This window comes from Caballeronia zhejiangensis (genome assembly GCF_022879815.1).
Lineage (GTDB): Bacteria > Pseudomonadota > Gammaproteobacteria > Burkholderiales > Burkholderiaceae > Caballeronia > Caballeronia zhejiangensis.
Map to the genome: position 1 here is coordinate 251985 of NZ_CP084285.1, position 24504 is coordinate 276488.

At 63.8% G+C, this 24504-nt stretch carries 26 protein-coding genes; 8 read left to right on the plus strand and 18 right to left on the minus strand.

From position 1 onward, the window contains the following. Positions 1-4: 4 nt before the first annotated feature. From LDZ23_RS22225 to LDZ23_RS22265, 9 genes are all read right to left on the minus strand, one after another. Positions 5-1006 (minus strand): LysR family transcriptional regulator, encoded by a 1002-nt coding sequence (locus LDZ23_RS22225; RefSeq protein ID WP_244808219.1) that lies wholly within the window; start codon positions 1004-1006, stop codon positions 5-7. A gap of 45 nt (positions 1007-1051) precedes the next feature. Beyond that, positions 1052-1822, minus strand: a complete 771-nt coding sequence (locus LDZ23_RS22230; protein ID WP_244808220.1) for a pyrroline-5-carboxylate reductase — start codon at positions 1820-1822, stop codon at positions 1052-1054. A 17-nt stretch (positions 1823-1839) separates the two neighbouring features. Next, complete coding sequence (locus LDZ23_RS22235; protein ID WP_008348241.1) at positions 1840-3333, minus strand: aldehyde dehydrogenase; 1494 nt, start codon at positions 3331-3333, stop codon at positions 1840-1842. Positions 3334-3350: 17 nt separating this feature from the next. Beyond that, entirely contained in the window at positions 3351-4682 is a 1332-nt protein-coding gene (locus LDZ23_RS22240) for an NAD(P)/FAD-dependent oxidoreductase (protein ID WP_008348243.1), read from the minus strand. A 12-nt stretch (positions 4683-4694) separates the two neighbouring features. Next, positions 4695-5582 carry a dihydrodipicolinate synthase family protein gene (locus LDZ23_RS22245; RefSeq protein WP_008348245.1) on the minus strand — a complete coding sequence of 296 codons (888 nt, stop codon included), beginning with the start codon at positions 5580-5582 and terminating at the stop codon, positions 4695-4697. An 85-nt stretch (positions 5583-5667) separates the two neighbouring features. Next, on the minus strand, positions 5668-6549 hold the full coding sequence (locus tag LDZ23_RS22250) for a glycine betaine ABC transporter substrate-binding protein (RefSeq protein ID WP_008348248.1): 882 nt from the start codon (positions 6547-6549) through the stop codon (positions 5668-5670). 55 nt (positions 6550-6604) lie between these two features. Beyond that, positions 6605-7492 carry an ABC transporter permease gene (locus LDZ23_RS22255; protein WP_008348250.1) on the minus strand — a complete coding sequence of 296 codons (888 nt, stop codon included), beginning with the start codon at positions 7490-7492 and terminating at the stop codon, positions 6605-6607. Beyond that, positions 7489-8775 (minus strand): quaternary amine ABC transporter ATP-binding protein, encoded by a 1287-nt coding sequence (locus LDZ23_RS22260; RefSeq protein ID WP_008348251.1) that lies wholly within the window; start codon positions 8773-8775, stop codon positions 7489-7491. The genes LDZ23_RS22255 and LDZ23_RS22260 overlap by 4 nt, the downstream gene beginning before the upstream one ends. 354 nt (positions 8776-9129) lie before the next feature. Beyond that, a complete protein-coding gene (locus LDZ23_RS22265) occupies positions 9130-10422 on the minus strand; it encodes an NRAMP family divalent metal transporter (protein WP_051079014.1) in 1293 nt (430 codons plus the stop codon). A gap of 233 nt (positions 10423-10655) precedes the next feature. Between LDZ23_RS22265 and LDZ23_RS22270 the strand changes: the two genes are divergently transcribed. Together LDZ23_RS22270 and LDZ23_RS22275 are read left to right on the plus strand one after the other, a co-directional pair. Next, a complete protein-coding gene (locus LDZ23_RS22270) occupies positions 10656-10859 on the plus strand; it encodes a cold-shock protein (protein WP_008348254.1) in 204 nt (67 codons plus the stop codon). 194 nt (positions 10860-11053) lie between these two features. Next, positions 11054-11272 carry a hypothetical protein gene (locus tag LDZ23_RS22275; protein WP_008348256.1) on the plus strand — a complete coding sequence of 73 codons (219 nt, stop codon included), beginning with the start codon at positions 11054-11056 and terminating at the stop codon, positions 11270-11272. A gap of 89 nt (positions 11273-11361) precedes the next feature. Here LDZ23_RS22275 and LDZ23_RS22280 read toward each other — a convergent pair whose 3' ends face one another. From LDZ23_RS22280 to LDZ23_RS22295, 4 genes are all read right to left on the minus strand, one after another. After that, positions 11362-11778 carry an organic hydroperoxide resistance protein gene (locus tag LDZ23_RS22280; RefSeq protein ID WP_008348258.1) on the minus strand — a complete coding sequence of 139 codons (417 nt, stop codon included), beginning with the start codon at positions 11776-11778 and terminating at the stop codon, positions 11362-11364. A gap of 36 nt (positions 11779-11814) precedes the next feature. Then, positions 11815-12087 (minus strand): hypothetical protein, encoded by a 273-nt coding sequence (locus LDZ23_RS22285; RefSeq protein ID WP_008348260.1) that lies wholly within the window; start codon positions 12085-12087, stop codon positions 11815-11817. A gap of 35 nt (positions 12088-12122) precedes the next feature. Further along, positions 12123-12341 carry a DUF4148 domain-containing protein gene (locus LDZ23_RS22290; RefSeq protein ID WP_008348262.1) on the minus strand — a complete coding sequence of 73 codons (219 nt, stop codon included), beginning with the start codon at positions 12339-12341 and terminating at the stop codon, positions 12123-12125. A gap of 207 nt (positions 12342-12548) precedes the next feature. Further along, entirely contained in the window at positions 12549-13088 is a 540-nt protein-coding gene (locus LDZ23_RS22295) for a thioredoxin family protein (RefSeq protein ID WP_008348264.1), read from the minus strand. Positions 13089-13338: 250 nt separating this feature from the next. Here LDZ23_RS22295 and LDZ23_RS22300 point away from each other — a divergent pair, with 250 nt between their 5' ends. The 4 genes from LDZ23_RS22300 to LDZ23_RS22315 all read left to right on the plus strand — a co-directional run bounded on the left by LDZ23_RS22300 (position 13339) and on the right by LDZ23_RS22315 (position 17682). After that, a complete protein-coding gene (locus LDZ23_RS22300; protein WP_167561844.1) occupies positions 13339-13482 on the plus strand; it encodes a hypothetical protein in 144 nt (47 codons plus the stop codon). Beyond that, complete coding sequence (locus LDZ23_RS22305) at positions 13469-14212, plus strand: response regulator (protein WP_008348266.1); 744 nt, start codon at positions 13469-13471, stop codon at positions 14210-14212. Before LDZ23_RS22300 ends, LDZ23_RS22305 begins: the two co-directional genes overlap by 14 nt. Beyond that, positions 14209-15540, plus strand: coding sequence for an ATP-binding protein (locus tag LDZ23_RS22310; RefSeq protein WP_008348268.1), 1332 nt, complete (start codon positions 14209-14211; stop codon positions 15538-15540). Before LDZ23_RS22305 ends, LDZ23_RS22310 begins: the two co-directional genes overlap by 4 nt. Before the next feature lie 147 nt (positions 15541-15687). Further along, complete coding sequence (locus LDZ23_RS22315; protein WP_008348269.1) at positions 15688-17682, plus strand: glycoside hydrolase family 28 protein; 1995 nt, start codon at positions 15688-15690, stop codon at positions 17680-17682. On the opposite strand, the gene LDZ23_RS22320 is transcribed toward LDZ23_RS22315, so the two are convergent. The 5 genes from LDZ23_RS22320 to LDZ23_RS22340 are packed head-to-tail and all read right to left on the minus strand — an operon-like array spanning position 17666 to position 21658. Beyond that, on the minus strand, positions 17666-18436 hold the full coding sequence (locus tag LDZ23_RS22320) for a glycosyltransferase family 2 protein (protein ID WP_008348270.1): 771 nt from the start codon (positions 18434-18436) through the stop codon (positions 17666-17668). The two genes, LDZ23_RS22315 and LDZ23_RS22320, sit on opposite strands and share 17 nt — an antisense overlap. A 58-nt stretch (positions 18437-18494) precedes the next feature. Beyond that, positions 18495-19304, minus strand: coding sequence for a lysophospholipid acyltransferase family protein (locus LDZ23_RS22325; RefSeq protein ID WP_008348272.1), 810 nt, complete (start codon positions 19302-19304; stop codon positions 18495-18497). A gap of 22 nt (positions 19305-19326) precedes the next feature. After that, positions 19327-20655, minus strand: coding sequence for an NAD(P)/FAD-dependent oxidoreductase (locus tag LDZ23_RS22330; RefSeq protein ID WP_008348274.1), 1329 nt, complete (start codon positions 20653-20655; stop codon positions 19327-19329). Positions 20656-20676: 21 nt separating this feature from the next. Continuing rightward, positions 20677-21393, minus strand: a complete 717-nt coding sequence (gene fabG / locus LDZ23_RS22335; protein ID WP_008348275.1) for a 3-oxoacyl-ACP reductase FabG — start codon at positions 21391-21393, stop codon at positions 20677-20679. A gap of 4 nt (positions 21394-21397) precedes the next feature. Then, the gene (locus LDZ23_RS22340; protein ID WP_008348277.1) at positions 21398-21658 is read right to left on the minus strand and encodes an ApeE family acyl carrier protein; all 261 of its coding nucleotides are present in this window, start codon (positions 21656-21658) and stop codon (positions 21398-21400) included. A gap of 454 nt (positions 21659-22112) precedes the next feature. Between LDZ23_RS22340 and LDZ23_RS22345 the strand changes: the two genes are divergently transcribed. Together LDZ23_RS22345 and LDZ23_RS22350 are read left to right on the plus strand one after the other, a co-directional pair. Beyond that, positions 22113-22766: a COG4648 family protein gene (locus LDZ23_RS22345; protein WP_008348278.1), complete on the plus strand. Its 654-nt coding sequence runs from the start codon at positions 22113-22115 to the stop codon at positions 22764-22766. Positions 22767-22786: 20 nt separating this feature from the next. After that, positions 22787-24481, plus strand: a complete 1695-nt coding sequence (locus tag LDZ23_RS22350; RefSeq protein ID WP_244808266.1) for an ApeI family dehydratase — start codon at positions 22787-22789, stop codon at positions 24479-24481. Positions 24482-24504: the final 23 nt, after the last annotated feature.

Here is a 24504-nt window from a genome sequence, read left to right on the forward strand (position 1 = left end):
GCGCTCATAGAACGGCCTTCGATTCGGCGGCGGGCCATCCCTGCATCATCGTGCCGATTTCCTCGTCGAGCCATTGGCGAAACTGAATGTATTCCGGGCGTGCTTTCGCGTTGCGATGCGTGATGATGTAGTGATGACGATCGTGGAACACGAGCGCATCGTCGACGGGACGCACCAGCTTTTTCTGCTCCACCTGACGATGCACGAGGTGATGCCAGCCGAGCAAGGTGCCCTCGCCCGCTTCGGCCTGAGCCACAAGCAGGCGATAGTCGTTGCTTCCGAAATCGTCGTGCTGATCGAGCCGCTCGGAACCGTCGCCTTGCTGATACCAGTTTTTCCACACGCGCCAGTCGACGTGCTCGCACACCTGCGCGCGCCCGAGCAGCGACAGGCTCAGCGTCGGATGCGCGAGCAGATCGAGCGGCTTTAGCGCACGGCCATGAAAATAGCGCTCGAAAAACGGAACGCTACATACCGGATAAACGATGTCGTGAAAAAGCGGCTCGACTTCGTACTCCGCTTCGCGCGGCGGATTCTTCGTGATGATGACATCCGGCTCCATCAGATCGTCGAGCTCCATGAAGTGCTCGGTCACCATCACATGCAGGCGGATGTTCGGAAAACGCTGGCGAAACGCGGGTAATCGGAACGAGAGCCAGAGCGCCGAAAACGTATGAGAGATGCAGAGCGTGAGCGCATGCCGGTCGACGCGCCGCACCGCCTGCGCCGCCTCCGCGATGTTCATGATCGACAGATACGACGCGTTGTAGAGAATGCGGCCGGCGTCGGTCAGCGCGATGTGCCTGCCGGTGCGCTCGAAGAGCGCGACCTCCAGCGTGTCCTCCAGCTCCTTGATCTGCCGGCTGACGGCCGCCTGCGTGACGCACAGCACTTCGGCGGCTTGCGTGAAGCTCTCGTAACGCGCCGCGGTGACGAAGCACCGAAGCGCGCGCAGCGACGGCATCTGGGCGAGAAGCCTGTCCGCGAACTGCTGTTTCTTCTGCATGTGACTCACCTTCGAGGGCTCGCGATCAGCGCTTGTTCTTCGTGTTCACTCGCGCCCTTGCACGCGGCGCATGATCGCGTCGAGCGCCTTCGAGTAGTGCGCGTAGGTGCCCCGCTCCGACAGTTCGCGATTGAGCTGCTCGTTGAGGCCGCCTGGCGTGCTGACACGCCCGATCATCGACGAGAAGGGTTGCGTATCGAGCGTCGTTTCATGAGCGAGGCCCACATGATAGCCCGACAAAAACGAACGCGCGGACGCATACGGCACGCCTTGCCGCGCGAGCCACGACGCCTGCTCTTCGAGCAACGCGAAAAACGCCGCCATCGTCGCGGTGGCGGCCGATAACGCATTGAACTGGTGTTCGTCGTCCACTTCGACCGCTTCGCCGAGCGGCGCGAAGAGCGCGCGTGCGATGTCATCGCGCGGACAGAGCGCCGTGCTGCCCTTGCCCGACGCAACAGCGGGTAGCGGAATCGCGCGCACGACCTTGGCCGCGCGGCGCACGAGGGCGCGCATCTTATCGAGCGACTTGGCCGCGATGAAGCTGATGACGTGATGCCGCGCATCGAACGTGAGTTCGCCCAGCACGTCTGCCGCGATTTGCGGCAAGACCGCGAGACACACGACATCCGATGCATCGAGCACGCCCTGATTGCTGACGCAAACCTCGATGCGCGCGTCGAGTTTCGCAAGACGCGCGGCGGTCTGCGCGTTGCGCGGAGACAGCGCGACCCGCTCGAAGGGAACATCGAAACGAATCATGCCGGTCACGACCGCCTCCGTGATCGTGCCCGTGCCGATAAAGCCAATACGCATGTTGCCTCGTCCGATAATCAGTCGAGCTTCAGCCAGGTCGTCTTCAGCTCGCAATATTGGTCGTGCGCGTAGACCGACTTGTCGCGTCCGCCGAAACCGGACTGCTTGAAGCCGCCGAACGGCGTCGACAGATCGCCCTCGCCGAAGCAGTTGACGGTCACGGTGCCCGCGCGGATGCGCGCCGCCACTTTGTGCGCCTGGTTCACGTTGTCGGTCCACAGCGAAGCCGCGAGTCCGTAGCACGTATCGTTTGCGATCCGCACGGCCTCGTCGACGTCAGCATATTCGATAAAGCACACGACCGGGCCGAAGACCTCGTCGCGCGCGATGCTCATGTCCGGCGTGACGTTATCGAAGATGGTCGGCTCGACGAACCAGCCGCCCGTTTCCGCGAGCGTCGCGTTGCCGCCGCAAGCGACGCGCGCGCCTTCTGCCTTCGCCTTCTCGATGTGGCCGAGCACCTTGCGGTAATGCGCTTCCTCGATGAGCGAGCCGAGCTTGACATCGGGATCGAGCGGATCGCCCGTCTTCCAGCCTTCGAGCACGGCCTGCATCTTTTGCAGCAGTTCGGCCTTGTGGCTCGAATGCACCAGAATGCGCGATCCCGCGCTGCAGTTCTCGCCCATGTTCCAGAACGCGGCGGCGACGGCCTGCTCCGCGACGGCATCGAGATTGGCGACATCGGGCAACACGACTTGCGGATTCTTGCCGCCGCATTCGAGCACGACGCGCTTCATGTTGGTTTCGGCGGAATAGCGCAGGAAGCGCTTGCCCGTTTCGGTGGAACCCGTGAACGCGATGAGATCGACATCGGCGTGCGTGCCGAGCGCCTGCCCTGCGCTTTCGCCGAAGCCCGTCACGACGCTGAACACGCCGGGCGGGACGCCGGCTTCGAGCGCGAGATCGGCAATACGCAGCGTCGATAGCGACGTCTGCTCCGCGGGCTTCACGATGACGCTATTGCCCACGGACAGCGCCGGCCCGATCTTCCACGCGAGCATCAGCGCGGGGAAATTCCACGGCAGCACCGCACCGACGACGCCAATCGGCTCGCGCGTGATCATGCTCACGACGCTCGACCCCGATGGCGACAGCGCGTCGTAACGCTTGTCCGTGACCTCGGCATGCCAGCGAATGCACGCCGCCGATTCCGGAATGTCGAGACCCATGCATTCGCTGATCGGCTTCCCCGCTTCGAGCGCTTCGAGCAGCGCGAGTTCTTCGGCGTTGTCGTCGATGAGTTGCGCGAGACGCTGCAAGACGGCCTTTCTCTGCGATGGCCCGGCCTTCGACCACACGCCCGATTCGAACGCCTCGCGCGCCGCGACGACCGCGCGATCGACGTCCTTCGCTTCGCACCTGGCGATCTGCGCGAGCACCTTGCCCGTCGACGGATTCAACGTATCGAACGTTTCATTCGATGCCGCGTTGCAGCGTGCGCCCGCGATGAACGCGCGGCCATCGAGCGACAGATGTTCGGCCTGACGTTTCCATTCCTGATGCGTCGTCATGTCATGTCCTCAAAGATTCAAAGCTCGGCGCCCGCCGAGAATTCCTTCATCCAGATTGCCGCCGATACCGCCACGTCCGCGATCGGCCGCATCGGCAGAGAACGCGGATGCGGTTGTTTCAGCAGTTGATCGATCAGCTCGTTCGAGCGCCCGAGCACATGTTCGGCGATGAGCTTGCCCGCCGCCGATCCGCGGCTCAAACCAAGTCCGTTGCAGCCGACTGCTTCGTACACGCCGTCGTCGCGCTGGCCGAAGAGCGCGCCATTGTTCGCCGAGAGGCACAACGCGCCGCCCCACGTGTATTGCAGCTCGACATCCTCGAGCATCGGAAAACGTCGATCGAACGAACGTCGATGCAGATGCTTCGCCTTCGTCAGATCATGTTCCGAGACCGACAGATTCGGCCGGAACGCGAAATGGTTGCGTACGCAAATACGGTTGGTCGCGAGACGTCGCACGGTCGTACCCATCGGGTCCGCGGGAATGAGCGCCCACGAATCCGTTCCGCCGAGCCGCGCGATTTCATCGTCGGTCATCACGCGCGACATCGACGCGAACGTGTAGACCGGCAGCAAGCCATTCGGATGGCCGCCGAACGTCGCCGCATACGCGTTGGTGCAGAGCACGACCCGCTTCGCTTCGATGCTGCCGTTCGCGAACGTCAGCAGCTTCGTCTGGCCGCGCGCTTCCATGTTCTTCACCGCGCTCAGTTCGAAGACCGTCACGTTCGACGGCTGCGTGGCCGCGAGACCGCGCATGAGTGCCGCCGGCTGAACCGTGCTGCATCCCGGCGTGAAGAGCGCGCTTTGATAGAAGCGCGTGCCCGTCACCTTCGCGATCGCGGCTTCGTCGAGCCATTCGCACGGCTCGTCGATACGCGCGAGTCCGTCCGCGAAATGCGTCAGCGCCGTGTGGCCTTTCTTGTTGACCGACGCGTGATACTTGCCGTCGTCGCGCCAGTCGCAATCGATGCCGTGCCGCTTCACCGTATCGCGCACATAGCCGATGCCGTGCCGTTGCAAGCGCACGTCCGCCTTGTCTGCCTCGACACTGCGCGAATAGCTTTCGCTGCTGATGTCGTGCGGCAGATCGACGAAGAAGCCGGAATTGCGGCCCGCCGTCGAGCGCCCGATGCGATCGGCCTCGACGAGCGCGATCGATGCATCCGGCGCAAGCTCGGCGAGCCGCCGCGCCGCGCACAAACCGGTGATGCCGCCGCCCACCACTACGTAGTCGAAGCGCAGCTCGCCCGTCACGCGGTTCGCGGGCGCGGCGGGCGGCAGGCTTTCCCACCATCCGTTGACCCCATCAGGTGCGGGAAGCCGCATGAAATCCAGTTTCGAGGCCATTCACGTATCGCGTTACTGAGCGTTGCGCAGCAAGGGTTGAACGAGCCTCGCGAAGGCGCTGCGTTCTTTGTCGTTCAACGTGCCGAGCGGCGCACGCGCGATGCCGACTTTCGTGCCCGCGAGCTCGCAGCCATAGCGCACGTACTGGATGAACTTGCCGCTGCGCTCCAGCAATTCGAGCACCGGAAGCAACTGCGTCATCAGCTTGCGGCCGGTGCTGAAATCCCCGCGTTTAACGCACGCTTCGAGCAAATCCGTATGCGCTTCCGGCAGAAAGTTCGACGCGCCCGCGACCCAGCTACGCGCGCCCCATGCGAAGAATTCGAGCGCCTGATCGTCCATGCCGCAACTGAGAACGAAGCGCTCCGGCAGTTGCGTGGCCAGATGATGCAGATGCGCGATGTCGCCCGTGCTCTCTTTCATCGCGGCGAAGTTCGGGCGCTGCAGCAGCTTGTCGAGCACTTCATCGCCGATGGCCGTGCCGGTGCGCGCCGGAAAGTTGTAGAGCATGATCGGCATGTCGAGCGCGTCGTCGACCTTCAGCAAGTGATCGAGCAGCTCGTCTTGCGTCGGCTGCACGTAGTAAGGCGCCGCGACCAGCAATGCGTCGTAGCCCGCGCGCTTCGCTTCGTTACCGAGACGCACGACTTCCTTCGTCGTCGTCGCGTTGATGCCGGCGGTGAGATAGGTCTTGCCGCCGACCGCCGACGCTACCGTCTCGAGCGTCTTCACACGCTCTTCGAAACTGAGCGCATAGTATTCGCCGGTCGTGCCGCCGACGCCCATGCCCGTAACGCGGCCAACGAGACTCTGAGCATGCTTGCCGAGCATGTCGTGATCGATTTCGCCGTCGGCCTTGAACGGGGTGACGAGCGGTGTATGTACGCCTTCGAAGCTCATGTTTGTCTCTCTGATGGATGGATCGTGCGAAGTCATGCGCGGCGCACGTCGAACGTGCGCTTTGCAAGCGTCCTGCAGTACGCCTTCACTGTGTCAGCCACGCCTTGACCTTGTCCGGATGCGCGTCGACGAATTTCTTCGCGGCCGTCGCGTAGTCGTTGGTCGAATTGCCTTCGAATTCGATCGATTCCACGTCCGCGAGCGTCAGCTTGAAATGCTTGAAGAACACGTCTGCGCGGGGGAACTTGCCCGCGAACTGCTTCGAGGCGAATGCATGGACCTGCTCTTCGCCGCCGAGCGTGCCCTTCGGGTCCTTCAGATAGCGCATCTGCCACTTCTGGAACAACCAGTGCGGGCTCCAAACGGTCGCGACGATCCATTGCTTCGATCCGTATGCGCGCTGGATTGCCGCGAGCATGCCGGCCTCGCTCGCCGATTGCAGCTTGTAGCCCGACAGGTCATACGCCTTGATGGTTTTCTCCGACGCCTGCATGAGACCGCCACCCGGCTCGATGCCCTGGATCACGCCGTTGAGCTGCTTCTGCACTTCAGGCTTCTTCAGATCCTCGATCGAAGAAACCTGCGACTCGGGCACATACGCGGGCACCGCCCAGCCGTTCTTGCCGCCCGTATAGATGATGCCGACGTCGTCGAGCGTGTCCTTGTAGCGCGCGACATACTGACCGTGCGTCACCGGCAGCCAGCCGCCGACCATGATGTCGAGATCGCCGCGCGATACGCCCTGATACTGGATGCCGATATCCGCCTGAACGAATTGCACCGGCTGCTGAAGCTTCGTCTCCAGCACGTACTTCGCGACATTGGCGACCGCGAGCACGTCGGCCCAGTTCGTGACCGCCACTTTGATCGGCTCGGCGGACATCGCCGGGCTCGCGCCGACCCCGAACGCCACAATGGCCGGCGTCACTATCTTGACGATCAAGGATTTGATCAGGTTGTTTTTCATTACGGACTCCGTATCTTTCATAGCATTGTGGTTGAGTAATCGATGCTCGTATCGCTCAGGTCTGCGCGTTCGCTTGCGCCGCGGCGGGCTTCGCCGGCGTGGAGATGACCTTCTTCTTTTTCTTCGCTTTCACGCCGAAGCTTTCCGTCAGGCGATCGAGAATGATCGCGAGCAGCACCACGCCGAGACCGCCCTCGAAACCGATGCCGATATCGAGCCGCTGAATGCCGCTCAGCACGTACTCGCCAAGGCCGCCCGCGCCGATCATCGAAGCGACCACCACCATCGACAGCGCCATCATGATGGTCTGGTTCACGCCCGCCATGATCGAAGGCAGCGCGTTGGGCAACTGAATTTTCCAGAGCAGTTGCGCATCGGTGCTGCCGAACGAGCGGCCGGCTTCGAGCAATTCCTCGCGCACCTGGCGGATGCCGAGCGTCGTCAATCGAACGACGGGCGGCATCGCGAACACGATCGTGGCGATCACCGCGGGCACGCGGCCGAGGCCGAAGAGAATGACCGCGGGAATGAGATACACGAACGCGGGCATCGTCTGCATGAAGTCGAGCAGCGAACGCAGCACGACTTCGACACGCCTGTTGCGCGCGCCCCAGATGCCGAGCGGCACGCCGATCACGAGACTGAAGAACGTCGCCGCGACAACGAGCGCGAGCGTCGATACCGTCTGCGTCCACAGGCCCATGTAGTTGATGACATAGAGCGCCGCGCCGACGAACACCGCGAACACGACGCCCTTTCTCCACAGCGCGAGCGCCATGAGGATCGCGAGCATCGCGATGAACGGCACCGCGCCGAGACCGTCTTCGAGGAGCTTGATGACCGCGCCAAGCGCAGCCGAGAAGGCATCGAAGCCGCCGCGAAAGTGCGAGAAAAGGAAGTTGACCGCGTCTTCGGCGAATCGTCCAAAAATCGAGGAATTCATGCTGCTCTCCGCTCCATGACCTGCTTGAGAATCGTGCGGCAGGACACCACGCCCGCGAGCCTGCCTTGTTCATCCGTGACCGGCACGTCGTGCTCCTGCCCCAGTGCAATGGATGCGAGCTGATGCAGATCGGCTGTCAGCGGAACCGCCGCGACATCGCGAAGCAATGCATCGCTGATCGGCCGGTTGCCGCTCTTGTGCAGCGATGCAGGCGTCACGCAACCCTGATAGCGCCCTGCTTCATCGCAGACGTATCCGCACTCCGCGCCGCTGTCGATGAGGCTGTTCAGATAGCGCTCGGAAGGCGCGCTGGTATTGCACGCGATGAGACCGCGCTCGACCTTCGTCATCAGGCTCGATGCTTCGAGGAAGCGCGACACGTCGACGTTGCGGAAGAAATCGCGCACGTAGGCGTCGGCGGGTGACTGGATGAGTTCTGCCGGCGTGCCCACCTGAATCAGACGGCCGTCCTTCATGATGCCGATGCGCCCGCCGATCTTCACCGCTTCCTCGATGTCGTGCGAAATGAAGACGATCGTGCGCCGCTCTTCCTTCTGCAAACGCAACAACTCGTTCTGCATTTCGAAGCGGATGAGCGGATCGAGCGCGGAAAACGCTTCGTCCATCAAGAGCACCGAGGGATTCACCGCCAGCGCGCGCGCGAGACCCACGCGCTGCTGCATGCCGCCCGACAACTCGCTCGGCAGCAGCTTCTCGTAAGAAGCGAGGCCGACGCGCGTCAATGCGGCGCGTGCGATGTCATAACGTTCCGATTTTTTCTTGCCCGCGACTTCGAGCCCGTAAGCAATGTTGTCGATGACCGAGCGGTTCGGCAGCAGCGCGAAAGACTGGAACACCATCGCCATTTTTTCGCGGCGCACGGCGCGCAGTTCGGGCGTGCTCATCGGCGCGATGTCCCGGCCTTCGAGAATCACTTGCCCCGAAGTCGGCTCGATCAGGCGATTGAGCAGACGCACGAGCGTCGATTTTCCGGAACCGGAGAGGCCCATGATGACGAAGATCTCGCCCGCGTTGACGGCGAGGCTGACATCGTCGACGGCGACCATATTGCCTGTCTGCGCGAAGATTTCGTTTCGGCCGAGGCCTTGTTTCAAGAGCTCCTGGGCGCGCTCGGGCTTCGCGCCGAAAATCTTCGAAAGGTTCTTGACCGTGAGAATCTCGGTCGTGGATGCCGCGACAGGACGCGCCGGCGATACGGTGCCGGACTGCGCGGAAGCCGTGCTCGTGACTTCGTTCGGTGCGAGCGTCAGGTTGGGAATCATCGGGTCATTCCACCTAGCAGGTTCAAAAAGGAGTTTGTCGCTGCCGGAAACAACCCGGCGTTCTTTGCGTTGAATGAAGCGTACATGGCCAATTTCGATCATCCACCGACATTTTCTGAGCCCTTTTCGATACTTCTGGTAATGCATGTGTCCGTCGCATTCGATGCCTGAAAAAAACGGAACGCAGCGTGAATGCCGTAGAGCCAGCACGGGCGCGGCTTTGCAGGCGACGGGCGCGCGCGTGGCCGCCGTTTGCCGCGAGACCGCTCGAAAGCGACGCTAGGGAATGCCCCTAAGCGACGCCCTTCGCATGACTTTTTCGGATGGTAGGGGCGGAGATTTACGCGAATGCCGTCACTGCACTTCAAGTATGAAGTGGGCGATCACAGCCGCCGCGGTCGCTATCGTGGCGAGCCAACTCAGCGCGCGAAGCGCCCAATGCGCGGCGAGGTCGCCCACGGCTTCGCGCTTCGAACTGAGCAGCACGAGCAGCACGAGGACCGGCGTCACGGTCATGCCGTTGACCACCGCGCTCCAGTAGAGCGCGCGCACCGGGTCGACGTGATAGTGCGTGAGGACCACTGCTGCGATCGTGCCGAGCGCGATCGTGGCGACGAGCACATACGCGATCCGCCGGTCTCGCCGTTCGCCGCGTTTCCAGCGGAACGAACTGGCTACGGCCTGAGCCGCCGAGCCCGCGAGCGGCGGCAGCGCCAGCAAGGCCGATCCGAGAAGCGCAAGTGCGAGAACCTGCCGCGCGTAACCGTGCGCGAGCGGCTCGAGTACACGCGACATCGAGACCGTATCGCCGGCGGATGCATGGTCGAGCAGATGGAGCGTCGCGGCCGCGGCGATCATCACGCAGATCGCAATCGCGTTCGAGCACGCCGTTCGCCAGAGCGTGTCGCGACGCACGCCGCGCATCGTCCGCTCCAACGCTTCTCCACGATCGCCGCTCTCTCGTGCGTCGCGGACCTCCTGCTCCGCTTGCGCAAACAGCAAGTAAGGGCTGACGGTCGTGCCGAGCACCGCGATCAGCATCGACATGTAGCCCTCCGTCCACTCGACGCGTGGAATCACCGAGCGGATGGCAACCAGTCGCCACGGCACGTCGACGAGCAGGATCACGCCGACGTACGCGAACATCGCGAGCGTCAGCCACTTGAGGACGCGCGCGTATCGCGCATAAGCGACGCTCCATTGCAACACGAGCGAAGCGCATCCCGAAGCAAGCGTGAGCCACAGGAGCGAACCGCCGACGAGCGAACTGAGCGCGATGCCCATGGCGAGAACATCGACCGCGATATTGAACGTGTTGGCGATCACGAAACGCGCGACCGCAAAGTAGAAGAACAGCCGCGAATAGTGTTCGCGCATGTTCGTCGTCAGGCCTCGTCGCGTGATGGCGGCGACGCGAGCGGCGATCAATTGAAGCGCGACGGTCGACGGGTACGTGAGCACGCACACCCACAATAGGTCGAATCCGTACCACGCGCCGGCGAGCGTATAGGTGGCGAGGCCGCTCGGATCGTTATCCGATGCAATCGTGACGAGGCCCGGTCCGACGTCCGCCGCCCATGAATGCGCGGGCCGCGCGGCGCCGGACATGCGGCCGTCGAGCGCTGTCTTCTTCTGACGAAAACGCATGTGCCAACCCGATGACGAGATGCACACGCGATGCACGAATCGTTCCGCTCGCCTTCGCTTCGAAACGAATAGTTGACCATTTCTCTTGGAATTGGCATAATGGTCGTTGAAGTACAAGAAGTCGATTGCTGCTCATCAATAGTCCGATTTTCCCCGGTATTCGTTGTCCATTCCCCTCCTTGCCGCTTCATCCCGCTCGATCGAGCAACTTATCTATTCATTTCAGGATTTTTATGGACACCGGTACGGTTAAATGGTTTAACGACACCAAGGGTTTTGGCTTCATCAGCCCGGATAATGGCGGCGACGATCTTTTCGCGCACTTCTCGGAAATTCGTTCGGACGGTTTCAAGACGCTGGCCGAAGGTCAGAAGGTCAGCTTCGAAACGAAGCGCGGCCCGAAGGGCATGCAGGCTTCGAACATCAAGCCGCTGTAAATCTGCCGCTGTAGCGCTGTAGATCCGCATCACGCCGGGAACCGCAACGCCGGTTCCCGCGCTCTTGTTGTCCGCCTCCGTTTCCCGCCTTTTCTCTCCCAGGCTCTGACAGCCTTTCGACGATCGCGTTATCAGCGCGCATCGCTCCTGCGCTTTCGGCATCTGGCCGCAAAGCATTTACATCTAAAACTAAAATGACATCACTCAATCACTACCGTGGTTATACGGTGCACGCGTCCGCGCATCGGCTCCGCGACAAGACGTTTTCAGCCAATCTGATGCTCGAGCGTTCGAGCGAACATCCGACGGATGCGCAGTATCGCTTCTACTCGCTCGACTATTTCGCGAAGGAAAGCGAGGCGGTCGAATTCTCGCGCCGATGGGCGCGCGAATGGATCGACACGCGAGGCTGACAGCCGCAACTTCGGCCCGTGTCGGCCCAGTGCTTTCGATTGATCGATCAAGCACCGGTCGACCGGACCGCATCGCGTGGATGAACGCGTCAGACCACCGTGATCGTCACATCGATATTGCTCTTCAGCGCCTTCGAGTACGGACACGTTTGATGCGCCATCTGCGCGATCTCTTGCGCCACCGCGCGCTCGATTCCCGGCAGGCTCACGTTCAGGCGCGCACGCAGCAGATACGCATCGCCGTTCATGCCGAGGTCCACTTCCGCATCGACGGCGGTGTCGGCCGGCAGGCGCGTCTTCAGCTTCGCCGCGGCCTTGCCCATCGCGCCGATGAAACACGCCGACCAGCCCGCCGCGAGCATCTGCTCGGGATTGGTGCCCGCGCCGGCCGATCCGGGCGGCGAGAGTTTGACGTCGAGACGGCCGTCGGTGCTCTTCGCATGGCCTTCGCGGCCTCCGACGACGCGCGTTTTGCCCGTGTACAGGACGGTGTCGATCTGGGTCATGATGCGTTCCTCTTTGGATTCGAAAAGTTGACTGGCTTAGTGATGCGCGAAGAGCCGGGCGACGTCGTTCGTGGCCACGCCGCGCGCGCCCGATTGCGAAACCGTGTCGCTCATGCCGCCGTATGCCTGCATCGGCGCGGCGGCGCTTTCGCTGGCGATGGTCTGCGCGCTCACGCCGCGCTGCGACGAAGGCGCGCCGGCAAGCGGATCGTAGTGCGGCGCGGGGCCGTAGCCGCTGCTGGCGAAGGCGGAACCGGCGGCGACGGCGCTGACGGCGATGACTGCGGCGGTGACGAATTGCTTGATCATGATTCGAACCTCGTTTGCGTGATTCAGGAAATGGATTAGCTGCCTTGATAGAGACTGCGCAACGCCGCGATCTCGCCATCGCGTTGCGCCTGTGCCAGCTCGGCCTTCACTTCGGCGCGCGTCTTGCCGGCATACGCGTGGTTCGCGACGGCCTGTTGGGACTGCACGTTCAGCGGCACGTTCTTCACGGCGGCGTGGGCAACACCGGTCATGGCGCCGGCGACGAGAGCGAAAGCAACGATCGTGGATTTCATGGTGTTTCTCCTTGAATGCTGATGATTCGGTCGGTTGAGTGAGTTACGGCGATCGGGCATCGCGGGTGTCGGTCTTGCGTGTCACTCGTGAGCCGTCGTTGTGTGTATTTGAAGGCCCGCACGTATCTGGCTTGTGTCGGCGATGCGGGTCTTGTGCAATGTTTTGTATCGCGCACGTTGCAGATACATTGCGATACAGAACCCCGCCTAGCGCTCGGCCAGCAGCTTGCCGATCGCGGCTTCGGTCTGCGCGTAATCGCCTTCGCCGAAATGCGTGTAGGCCACGCGCCCGTGCTTGTCGATCAGATAGAACGCCGGCCAGTACTGATTGCCGTACGCGGCCCACGTCGCGTAGCGGTTGTCCAGCGCGACGGGATACGTGATCCCGTTGCGTTCGATCGCGCGCTTGACGTTGTTCGTATCGCGCTCGAACGGAAACTCGGGCGTATGCACGCCGACGACCACGAGTCCTTTGTCCTTGTACTTCTGATTCCACGATTTCACGGCCGGCAGCGTGTTGAGGCAATTGCCGCACGCGAAGGTCCAGAAATCGACGAGCACGACCTTGCCGCGCAATTGCGCGAGCGAGAGCGGCTCGCTGTTGATCCACTTGTCGATGCCGGCGAACTCCGGCGCGACGTTGTCGCTCGTGTGAGCGCTTGCGGGTGCGGCGGCCTGCGCGGGCGCGATGGCCGCACACGCGGCGATTCCGGCGCACACGGCGGCGTTTCTGATGGCGTCGAGCATGACGAAGTCCTCTTGAATGCGGTGAATATCGGAGCGGCGTGAGATGGCTGGTGAGATCGCCACATCGCTCCGGCAGGCCGACGTTCGCATCGGCATGACCGCATTGGACTGCGCGCGCGTATCCCGCTTGTGTCGGATAAAGGCGCGCTGCGCAATGTTATGTATCGCACGACATGCGGGATACACTGCGATACAAAACGTCCGCCGAAGCGCGCTATAACGCAGTCATCGCAATCGGCGGGAGCTTCGGATGAAACGCATGCTGGCGGTCTTCGCCTTTCTCATCGGCGGGATCGCGACGGAAATGGCCCATCCGGTTCAGTGTCTGCTGGTCAGCCCGAGCCGGATGCAACTCAAGCGTCAACGACAACGATCCATCGATGGAAACCACTGATCACGTTTTGATCGTCGACGACGATCGCGGCATCCGCGAACTGCTCGCCGAATACCTCGAAAAAAACGGAATGCGTGTATCGCTCGCCGCGAACGGCCGGCAGATGCGCGCCGTGCTGGAGCAGCAAGGCGCGCCGGATCTGATCGTGCTCGATCTGATGCTGCCCGGCGAGGATGGCCTCGTGCTGTGCCGCGAGCTGCGCGCGGGCAAGTTCCGCCATGTGCCGGTGCTGATGCTCACCGCGCGCAACGAGGAAGCCGACCGCATTCTCGGCCTCGAAATGGGCGCCGACGATTACCTTCCCAAGCCCTTCGCCGTGCGCGAATTGCTCGCGCGCATCAAATCCGTATTGCGCCGCACGCGCATGCTGCCGCCGGGCATGGAAGTCACCGAAACCTCGCAGATGCTGGGATTCGGCGACTGGCGTCTCGACACGACCGCGCGCCATCTCCTCGACGCGGAAGGCACGATGGTCGCGCTCTCGGGCGCGGAATACCGCCTGCTGCGCGTGTTTCTCGACAACGCCCAGCGCGTGCTCACGCGCGATCAGTTGCTGAACCTGACGCAAGGCCGCCAGGCCGATGCATTCGATCGCTCCATCGATCTGCTCGTGTCGCGCTTGCGTCAACGGCTGCGCGACACCGCGCGCGAGCCGCGTTACATCAAGACCTTGCGCAGCGAAGGCTACGTCTTCTCCGCCGAAGTCAAACCGGTCGAGTCTTCTCAATGAGCACCGTTTCCTCCAGTTCACCGCTGCACTGGCCGCGCACGCTGTTCGCGCGGCTCGCGCTGATACTCGTCGTCGGGCTCGCGCTCGCCCAGACATTCTCGTTTTTTCTGACCATGCGCGAGCGCGACGAATCGATGACCAACATGATGGTCGGTTACGTCGAGCGCGAGGTCGCGAGCTCGGTCGCGCTGCTCGATCATCTGCCGCCAGAGGAGCGTGCGCAGTGGCTGCCGCGTCTCGCGCGTCGCAGCTACGAGTTCATCCTCGGACCGGGCGATCAGACCGGCGCGAAGCCGGATGCGGAGTTGTCGGAACGCTTCGCGAACTCGATCGGCGCGGGCATCGCCAATCGTTATCCGATGACGGTCAATGCCGTTCCCGGTCCCAGGGAGCGTTTTCAGGTGCATCTGAAGCTGTCGGATGGCTCGCCGCTCACCATCGACATGCGTCCGGTCGCCGGCATGCCGATGTCCGGCTGGCTCCCGCTCGTGCTGACGTTGCAGTTGATCGTGCTCGGCGCGTGCTGCTGGCTCGCGGTGCGCCTCGCAACCGGCCCGCTCAAGCGCCTCGCCAAAGCCGCCGATACGCTCGGCCCGGATCTCAAGGCCGAGCGTCTGCCGGAATCGGGACCGGAGGAAGTCGCGCGCGCCGCCAAAGCGTTCAACGCGATGCAGGACCGCGTTTCGATGTACATGGCCCAACGCATGCAGATCCTCGCGGCGATCACGCACGATTTGCAGACGCCGATCACGCGTATGCGGCTGCGCGTCGACGTGATGGACGACGAATCGACCGGCGCGAAGCTGCAGCAGGATCTGAAGGAGATGGAATCGCTCGTGAAGGAAGGCGTGACCTACGCGCGCACGCTGCACGGCACGAACGAAGCGCCGCGCCGCATCGATGCCGACGCGCTCATCGAAACCATGGTCGACGATTATCTCGATGCAGGACAATCGGTGAGGTTGTCGGGCAACATCGGCGGTGCACTGATGGCGCCGCCGCAGGCCTTGAAGCGCGTTATCGGCAATCTCGTCGATAACGCGATCAAGTATGCCGGCGAGGCGGAAATCGAAGTCTCGACGCGCGACGACGGACGCGCCGTCATCTCCGTGCTCGATCGCGGGCCGGGCATTCCGGAAGAATCGCTGGACGCGGTGTTCGAGCCATTCGTGCGGCTCGAAGATTCGCGCAACCGGCAAACGGGCGGCACCGGACTGGGGCTCGCGATCGCGCGCCAGCTCACGCTCGCGATGGATGCGTCGCTCACGCTGCATCATCGGGAAGGCGGCGGGCTCGAAGCGCGGCTCGCGCTCAAGAAGACCGCTTGAGACATTTTTTCCGATCCATCACATACGACGTCTTATATTTCCTTACGCGTTTGCACCGAGTTGACGCGTCTCCTGCGTGTTGGATAACGTTTGCCTTGTACGCAAACTGATACGACATCCGATAAATAAACGATCAGGAGACGATCGATGAAGCACCCACAAAACCGCGCGCGCCGCGCGTTCGTGAAGTTCGCGGGGCTGTCGGCGGGCGCCCCGCTGCTCGGCGCGATGAGCACATTCGGCGCGCTCGCCGGTTGCGGCGGCCACGACGACTCCGATTCCGCCTCCGGCTCGCCGACGCCGCCCGCCGCGCAAGACCCGATCTGGGGCCCGTCCGGCTCCGCGACGCAGATCGTCAACGCGCTGCAGAGCGTCTCGACGTCGATGTTTCCGAGCCGCCAGTTCCTCGTCACCGATTACGGCGCGAAAACGTGCGCGGTCGTCGCGGCGGCGAATCCATACACCGATCCGGCGAAGTCGCCATTGAGCACCGGCGCGGACCAGACCCACGCGCCCGGCTCCTTCGATTCGCGCCCCGCGTTTCTCGCGGCCATCGCGGCCTGCAACGCGGCGGGCGGCGGACACGTCGTCGTGCCGTCGGGAACGTGGTATTGCGCGGGACCGATCGTGCTGCTGTCGAACGTCGACTTTCATCTGTCCGCGAACTGCACGATCTACTTCAGCCCGAATCCCGCCGACTACGCGAAGGATGGCCCGGAAGATTGCGGCGCGAACGGCAAGCTCTACTACAGCCGCTGGCAGGCGAACGACTGCCTCAACTACGGCCCGCCGGTCTACGCGCGCAATCAGACGAACATCGCGGTGACGGGCGAAGGCGACAGCTCCGTGCTCAACGGCCAGGCGATGACGCCATTCGCCGGCAGCGGCAACACCGCGACGTGCTGGTGGACGTGGAAGGGCAATAGCGGCGTCTACGGCTGCGTGAATTCGTCGACGCCATCGCAGGCATCGGTCAATGCGAACAACGTCGACCTGAAGACCGCCGTGCCCGGCATCGCCGATGCGCTCTACACCAAGCTCACCGATCCGGCCACGCCGTGGCAGCAGGACCAGAACTATCTGCCGGCGCTATCGGAAGCGGGCGTCGCCATCGAAAAGCGCATCTTCGGCATCGGCCATTATCTGCGGCCGTGCATGGTGGAATTCATCGGCTGCACGAACGTGCTGATGGAAAGCTATCGCACGAACAACACGCCGTTCTGGCAGCATCATCCGACCGATTGCCGCAACGTCGTGATGCGCAGCGTGACGGTGGACAGCATCGGCCCGAACAATGACGGCTTCGATCCCGACGCCTGCGACACGGTCCTCTGCGAGAACGTGACGTTCAACACCGGCGACGACTGCATCGCGATCAAGTCGGGCAAGGATCTCGACACGCAGTACGGCCCGGCGCAGAACCACGTCATCCAGAACTGCACGATGAACAGCGGCCACGGCGGCATCACGCTCGGCAGCGAAATGGGCGGCGGCGTGCAGAAAATCTACGCGCGCAACCTGCAGATGCTCAACAAGTTCTGGGCGACGAATTCGCTGAACATCGCGATCCGCATCAAGACGAACATGAATCGCGGCGGCTTCGTGAAGGACTTTTACGTCGACAACGTGACGCTGCCCAACGGCGTGAGCCTCACGCCTTCCGGTTACGGCAGCAGTCTGCTCGCGGGCAGCCCGATCAACGCGACGGTGCCGCTCGGCGTGGCGACGGCGACGGCGGCGAATCCATCGGCGGCGCAGGGCGGCATCATCACGTTCGATTGCGACTATCAGCCGTCGAAAGACGCGATCCGCACGCGGCCCGCGCTCGTGCAGAACGTGAACATCTCGAACCTGAAGGCGAGCAACGTGTCGCTGAACGGCGTGAGCGGATCGTGTTTTCAGGCAATCGTCGCGCAAGGCCCGGTCGCGTTCGATTACAACGGCCCCGCGCCGACGCCCGCGATTCCGGCGATCACCGGCGTCACGATCACGGATTGCGATTTCGGCACACCGGTCGCGGCCGGACCCGCAACGGCGACGACGCCCGGCCCGATCTACGCGTACAACGTTCACGACATCGTGCTTGCGAACACGCTGATCGCGGGCGTCGCGATGAACTCGACGGTCAGCGACGCGCGCTGAAACGACGCCACGCAAGCCGGGGCAGGCGCGCGAGGAAGCCGAGGAAAAGCCGCATGTGCATCCATGTCAGCAGCGCGTTGTCGCGGCCGTAGTGGAAGTGCGAGACGCCGCCTTCCTCGGCCGTGAAGTAGCGCACGGGCGCGTCGACGTTGATCGGGCGCACGCCGCGCCAGCACAGGCGCACGACCGCTTCCGGATCGAAGTCGAAGCGGCGCATGAAAGTCTGCGTATGCATGAGCGCGGCGAGCGGCGCGATCGGATAGACGCGAAAGCCGTAGAGCGAATCGCCGATGCCCATCCACAGCGTTTCGAGATTCGCCCAGCCGTTCGAGATGCGCCGTCCCTGCACGCGCAGTTGCGGCGCGCTCGCATCGAATTTCGGGCGGCCGAGGATCATCGCATCGGGCGCCTTCATCGACGTTTCCATGAACGTGCGGATCAGCGCGGCGGGATGTTGTCCGTCGGAGTCCATCGTAAGGACGTGCGTGAAGCCGAGCTTCGCCGCTTCGTCGATGCCCGCGAGAATTGCCGCGCCCTTGCCGCGATTTTCTGGCAGCACGATCACGCGCAGCCCGTCGTCGGCTTCGGCCATTTTGACGAGGCGTTCGGCGCTGCCGTCGGTACTGCCGTCGACGACCACCCACACCGGATTCCACTGCTCGCGCGCCCCGCGCACGGTTTCATCGACTTTCTCGCCGGGGTTGTAGCTCGGAATGAGGACGAAGTGCGTGGACGATGCGCGTGTGGAAGGCATTGCAAAAAAAAGCGGAATGAGTTGCGACGAATTTTAAAGTCTGCCGACGCCGATGCTTTCAGTCGCGGATGCGATGCGCGTCGAGTTCGCCCGCATAAAAGCGCTGCAATTCGGCGATGAACGCCTGCAGCGCAGCGTGATCGCGTCCCGGCGGCGCGAAGCGGCGGCCGAGCGTCACGCGATAGGTGATCGGCAGCGCGGGCTTCCTGAAGATCTGCCAGCCCTTGCCGAGAAAACCGGAATCGGTTTCGATAATCAACGTCTGGACCGGCGCCTGCGCGCGCGCCGCGATCAGCGCGATGCCGCCCTTCAGCGGATTCACCGCCGCGCTTTCGGTGCGCGTGCCTTCGGGAAAAAGCAACAGCGGACTGCCACGCTGCAGTTCGGCGACGGCGGCGCGAATCAGCCCGACGGACGTATCGTTGACGATATAACCCGCGAGCAGCGCGCCCGGCCCGAGAAACACGTTGCCGGCGACATCGCCCTTCATGACGCAGCAGGTGTCGGGCACGCGCGACGCGATCAGCAGCGCATCGAGCAGGCACGGATGATTCGGCGCGAGGATCATCGCGGGCTGGCCCGCGAGCGCGTCGAGTCCGGAGAGATCGAAGCGGCATACGCCGAGCGTGCGCAGCAGCACGAAATAGCCGTGCCACACGCGCTGCACGACGGCTCGTCCGACGCGCCGGCCCGCATCGACGCTCAACACGCGGCGCAGAATCCACGCGAACGGAAACCACGCGAGACAGACGAGCGCGAGCACGACGAGCGCGAAATAGAACGCCACGCATTGCCATGCGGATTCGAGCGCGCCGGCAAGCGAACCCTTGCCGTCCGCCGCGCCGAATTTCCGATGAGCGTCACTCATCGCGCCACCCGATCGAGCATCATCAATTGGCCGATAGCTCCGCGCGTTGCGCATCGCGCAGATTGCGGCGGCGCTGACGATACGCGCGCAGCGAATTGCGCCAGTCGAGCGCGGCCGAGATGTAATAGATGCCCTTGAATGCACGCAGCGAATGCCAGATCGGCGTCGAGCCGAAGATATCGCCCGCGAGCAGCGACAGCAGCGCTTCCTTCATGCGCAGCGGATTTCTCGGGCCCATGAAGAGATTGCGCATCGTCGGCGAGGTCATGCGATAGATGAACCACGAGAACTCGCGCGGACCGTGACGCACGTCGCGGTCGAACTTCGCGAGCGCGGCTTGCGCGTTCGCGGGATTCGTCAGCGCGGCGTCGATCGCATCCGCGCCCGCGAACGCGCTCTGCATCGCAAGCATCACGCCGGACGAGAACACCGGATCGATGAACGCGAACGCATCGCCGAGCAAGAGGAAGTTGCGTCCGTGCGTCATGTCGCCGGTGTACGAGTAGTTGCCGGTCGCGTGGACTTCGCTGATTAGTTCGGCATCCTTCAGGCGCGCGGCGAGCGGCGGGCACATCGCGATGGTCTCGCGAAAGAACGTCTCGACCGACGTGCCCTTCGGACGCTGCTTCAGATACGCAGGCCACACGACCGCGCCGACGCTCGTCGCGCCGTCCGCGAGCGGAATGAACCAGAACCAGCCGTGCTCGAACCAGAACACGGTGATGTTGCCTTCGTTTTCGCCTTCGTTGCGGCGCGCGTTGCGGAAATGGCCGTACAGCGCCGACGAGTTGTGCCGTTCGTTGCGGCGCTTCGTCTTGAAGTGATTCGCGAGCAGCGTGTCGCGCCCCGAAGCATCGACGACGAAACGCGCCCGCACGTGCTCGATGCGGCCATCGTCGTGTTCGGCGTCGATCGTCGCGCTCGAACCATCCGGCGCGAACGCGACATCGCGCGCGCGGCAGCCTTCGCTCACCTGCGCGCCGTGCTTCGCGGCGTTGCGCAAGAGGATGTCGTCGAGCTCGGAGCGGCGCACCTGATATGCGCTCGGCATCGACTTGTCCCACGCATCGGCGAAAAGGAAACGCTGCATGCGATTGTCGTGCTGCGGCGATACGAACTCGGCCGCGAGCTTGACCATGCCGATGGCGCGCACTTCATCCGCGATGCCGAGCTTTTCGAACAGCCGCAAGTTCGCCGGCAACAGCGATTCGCCGATATGAAAACGCGGATGCCGCGCCTTCTCCAGCACGCGCACGCGATAGCCGCGGTCCGCGAGCAGGGTCGCGGCGGTCGATCCGGCCGGTCCGCCGCCGATCACGACGACATCCCAGGTTTGCGTCGTTTCACTCATCTGCGTCCCTCGGTGTGCTGTTCAGGCGATCCCGCCGTTGATCGACAGGACCTGCCCGGTGACATAAGCCGCCGCATCCGACACCAGATACGCGACCATGCCCGCGATTTCTTCCGCCGTGCCCGCGCGCTGCGCCGGCACCAGTTGCTTAATGCGCTCGGGCGGAAAGGCGCTGCCGAGCATCGGCGAATCGATGACGCCGGGCGCCACCGCGTTCACGGTGATGCCGCGCGACGCGAGTTCCTGCGCCAGCGCACGCGTCGCGCCGATCAGCCCGGCCTTCGCGGCGGCATAGTTCACCTGCCCGCGATTGCCCATTAAACCCGACAGCGACGACATGTTGACGATGCGTCCCCAGCGCGTGCGGATCATCGGCATCAGAAGCGGCTGCGTGACGTTGAAAAAACCGTCGAGCGTAACGTCGAGCACGCGTTTCCATTGCTCACGCGTCATGCCGGCCATCGGCGCGTCGTCGTGGATGCCCGCGTTGTTCACGAGAATCTGCACCGGGCCGTCCGCGAGGATGCGCGCGAGCGCGGCGTCGGTGGCCTCGGGATCGGTCACGTCGAAACCGATGGCATGCGCCGTGCCGCCCGCCGCGCGAATGGCTTGCACGCAGCTTTCAGCACGCTCGATGCCGCCGTTCGCGTGAATCCAGACTTCGTGTCCGGCCGCGCCGAGCGACCGGCCGATGGCTTGTCCGATCGCGCCGCTGCCGCCTGTCACGAGCGCGCGCATGGCCTTATCGCGTGCGATGCGCGGCGACGTGCGCCGCGAGCGCGCCGAGGCTCGCGAAAATCTTCTGATTGTCCGGATTGTCCGAGCGCAGTTCGAAGCCGTACTTCTTCGAGATCAGGAGCGCGATCTCCAGAATATCGATGGAATCGAGCCCGAAACCTTCTTCATACAACCGCGTATCGGCCGAGACGGCCTTGGGATCGACGTCCTCGAGATTCAGTTCGGCGACGATCAGCTCGGCGAGCTCTCTTTCCAGTTCATTCATCGTGTGTACAGGCCAGCGCAGGGAGGCGCCAAGGGCGGCTCGGAAAACGTGCGCCCCGCTTATCCGCACGTCGTCGGCTGCCTGTTATCGAGATAATTGCAGTGGCGAAATTCTAGACGATGCCCCTTGGGACGCCTAGTAGGAAAGGTAACTGGCCGCATGGCATCCGGCACCGGTGTAATTTTGAGAAAAATCAGGGAGTTCGCCGCGTGACGGGACCCCTGCGTCGGTAGGGTAAAATTCGCGCGTCTGACGAATGTAAGATCATCGAACAATCGGTTACAGACCGCCCGCGCACCGGCGCGGGAAAATGATCGTCAGGCGGGCGACTGCCGAGTTTTCTTCAACAACCGAGCGTTCACTAAAGAGCGCCGCAGCCGCATCCCATGTTGCGTACCTTTTTTCATCGACCAGCGGTTTTCGAGCGCCCGTCGCGTCCCGCGGGAGCGCGCCGGTGAACGCCACCCGCTTTCTGCGCGCGGCGGGCGTCGTTGCCGCGATCGTCGCGTATCAGCTTGGCGCGCACCATGCCGCGTCCACGCCCGGCGCGCACGGACTCGGCCTCGCGCTCGTGCTCGCACCCCTTTTGTTGATCGCGCTGAACGCCGCCGTGCGCTCGAACGCGCGCGCGTGGCTCTTGCCGCTCTGGGCACTCGGCTGCATGGCGCTTTGGCTCGCGCGTGCGCCGCTCACCGCGCATTTCGGCTGGGGGCTGTGGATCGAACACACGAGCTTCAATCTCGCGCTCGCGTGGATGTTCGGCCGCACGCTGGGACCGGGCCGCGAGCCGCTCTGCACGCAGTTCGCGACGATGGTCCACGGCAAGCTGGAGTCGCGCGTCGCGCGCTACACGCGGCGTGTCACCTTGGCATGGACGCTCTTCTTCGTCGCGACCGCGTTCGTATCGACGATGCTGTTCGCGTTCGCATCGATCGTCACGTGGTCCACGTTCGCCAACTATCTCGCGCTGCCGCTCGTCGGGCTCATGTTCGTCGCCGAATACGCGTGCCGGCGCATCGCGCTGCCGGACATGGAGCCGTCGAGCATCATGGACGCCGTTCGCGCCTACGCGCATTCGATGCAGATGCGTCGCAGCGGAGCGCAGTGATGCCGTCGAATTCATCGCACATGCAGACTTTTCCGCTGGTTTTCCACACATCGCCGGATCAGACCATCGCCTGGCGCGACGGCGCGAGCGTCTCCGTGCGCGACTTTCTCGCCGATGTCCGCGCGCTCGCCGATGCGCTTCCCGAAGGCGGGCATGTGTTCAACGTGTGTACGGACCGGTATCGCTTCACGGTGAGCCTGTGCGCGACGCTCGTCGCGGGCAAGACGAGCCTGCTGCCTTCGACACACACGCCGGAAATGGTGCGCGCCCTCGCCTCGTTCGCGCCCGACGCGTTTTGCCTGCACGACAGCGACGATTGCGCGATCGATCTGCCGCGCTTTCGCTATCCGGAGGTTGCGCACGTGGACGTTTCCGGCGAAGCGCAGGTTCCGCATATCGACGGGGCGCGCGTCGTCGCGTACGTGTTCACGTCCGGCTCGACCGGTGTGCCGGTGCCGCATCGCAAGACGTGGGGCTTTCTCGTGAAGAACGTGCGCGCCGCCGCCGACCGGCTCGGCCTGCTCGGGCAAGCCCGCGCGACGCTCATCGGCACGGTGCCGCCGCAGCACATGTACGGCTTCGAATCGACGGTGCTGCTCGCGCTCATCGGCGGCCTCGCGTTCAGCAACCGTCAGCCGTTCTATCCCGTCGATATCCGCGCGGAACTCGACGCCGTGCCGGAACCGCGCGTGCTCGTCAGCTCGCCGATCCATCTGCGCGCGCTCTTTGCCAACGACGAAGCGTTGCCGCGCGCATCGCTCGTGCTGTCGGCGACCGCGCCGCTTTCGGAAAAGCTCGCGCTCGACGCCGAAGCGCGCCTCGACGCGCCGCTGATGGAAATCTACGGCAGCACCGAAACGGGCCAGATCGCGACGCGCCGCACTGCGCGCACCGCCGCGTGGGAATTGTTTCCCGACATCGCGCTGACGCCACGCGCCGACGATGCCGACGATGCCGGCGAACCGACCATGTGGGCGTCGGGCGGACACGTCGAAACGCCGGTGCCGATGGGCGACGCGCTCGAACTCATCGACGAGACGCATTTTCTGCTGCACGGGCGCAAGGCGGATCTCATCAACATCGCGGGCAAGCGCACGTCGCTCGCGTATTTGAATCATCAGCTGAACGCGGTGCCGGGCGTGGTCGACGGCGTGTTCTACATGCCTGACGAAACGGAAGCCGACAGCGAACCCGTGCGCCGTCTGATGGCGCTCGTCGTCGCGCCGAGGCTTGCCGTGGCGGACTTGCAGCGCGCGTTGCGCGAGCGCATCGACGCCGCGTTCATGCCGCGTCCGCTGCTGTTCGTCGAGACGCTGCCGCGCAACGCGACCGGCAAGCTGCCGCGCGACGTGCTCACGCAACTGATCGAGCAGGAACGCAAGCGGCGCGCGGCGTTGAGCTTCACCGTGCCGCCGGATCATCCCGCGCTCGCCGGACATTTCCCCGGCCATCCGATCGTGCCGGGCGTCGTCCTGCTCGATCACGCGCTCGACGCGATCGGCGCCGCGCTCGGCACGAGCGTTGACGCGTGCAGGATCGAATCGGCGAAATTCCTGAGTCCGGCGAAACCGGGCGAGGCGCTCGATATCGCCTACGAAACGGCGGCGAGCGGCGCGATCCGCTTCACGATTCGCGCGGGCGCACGCGCGGGCGCACGCGCGGTGGCGAGCGGCGCGCTCGCGGCGCCGTCCGCCGGGGACGCTCGAGCATCGTGAACAAGCCGCGCAACCGCGACGAC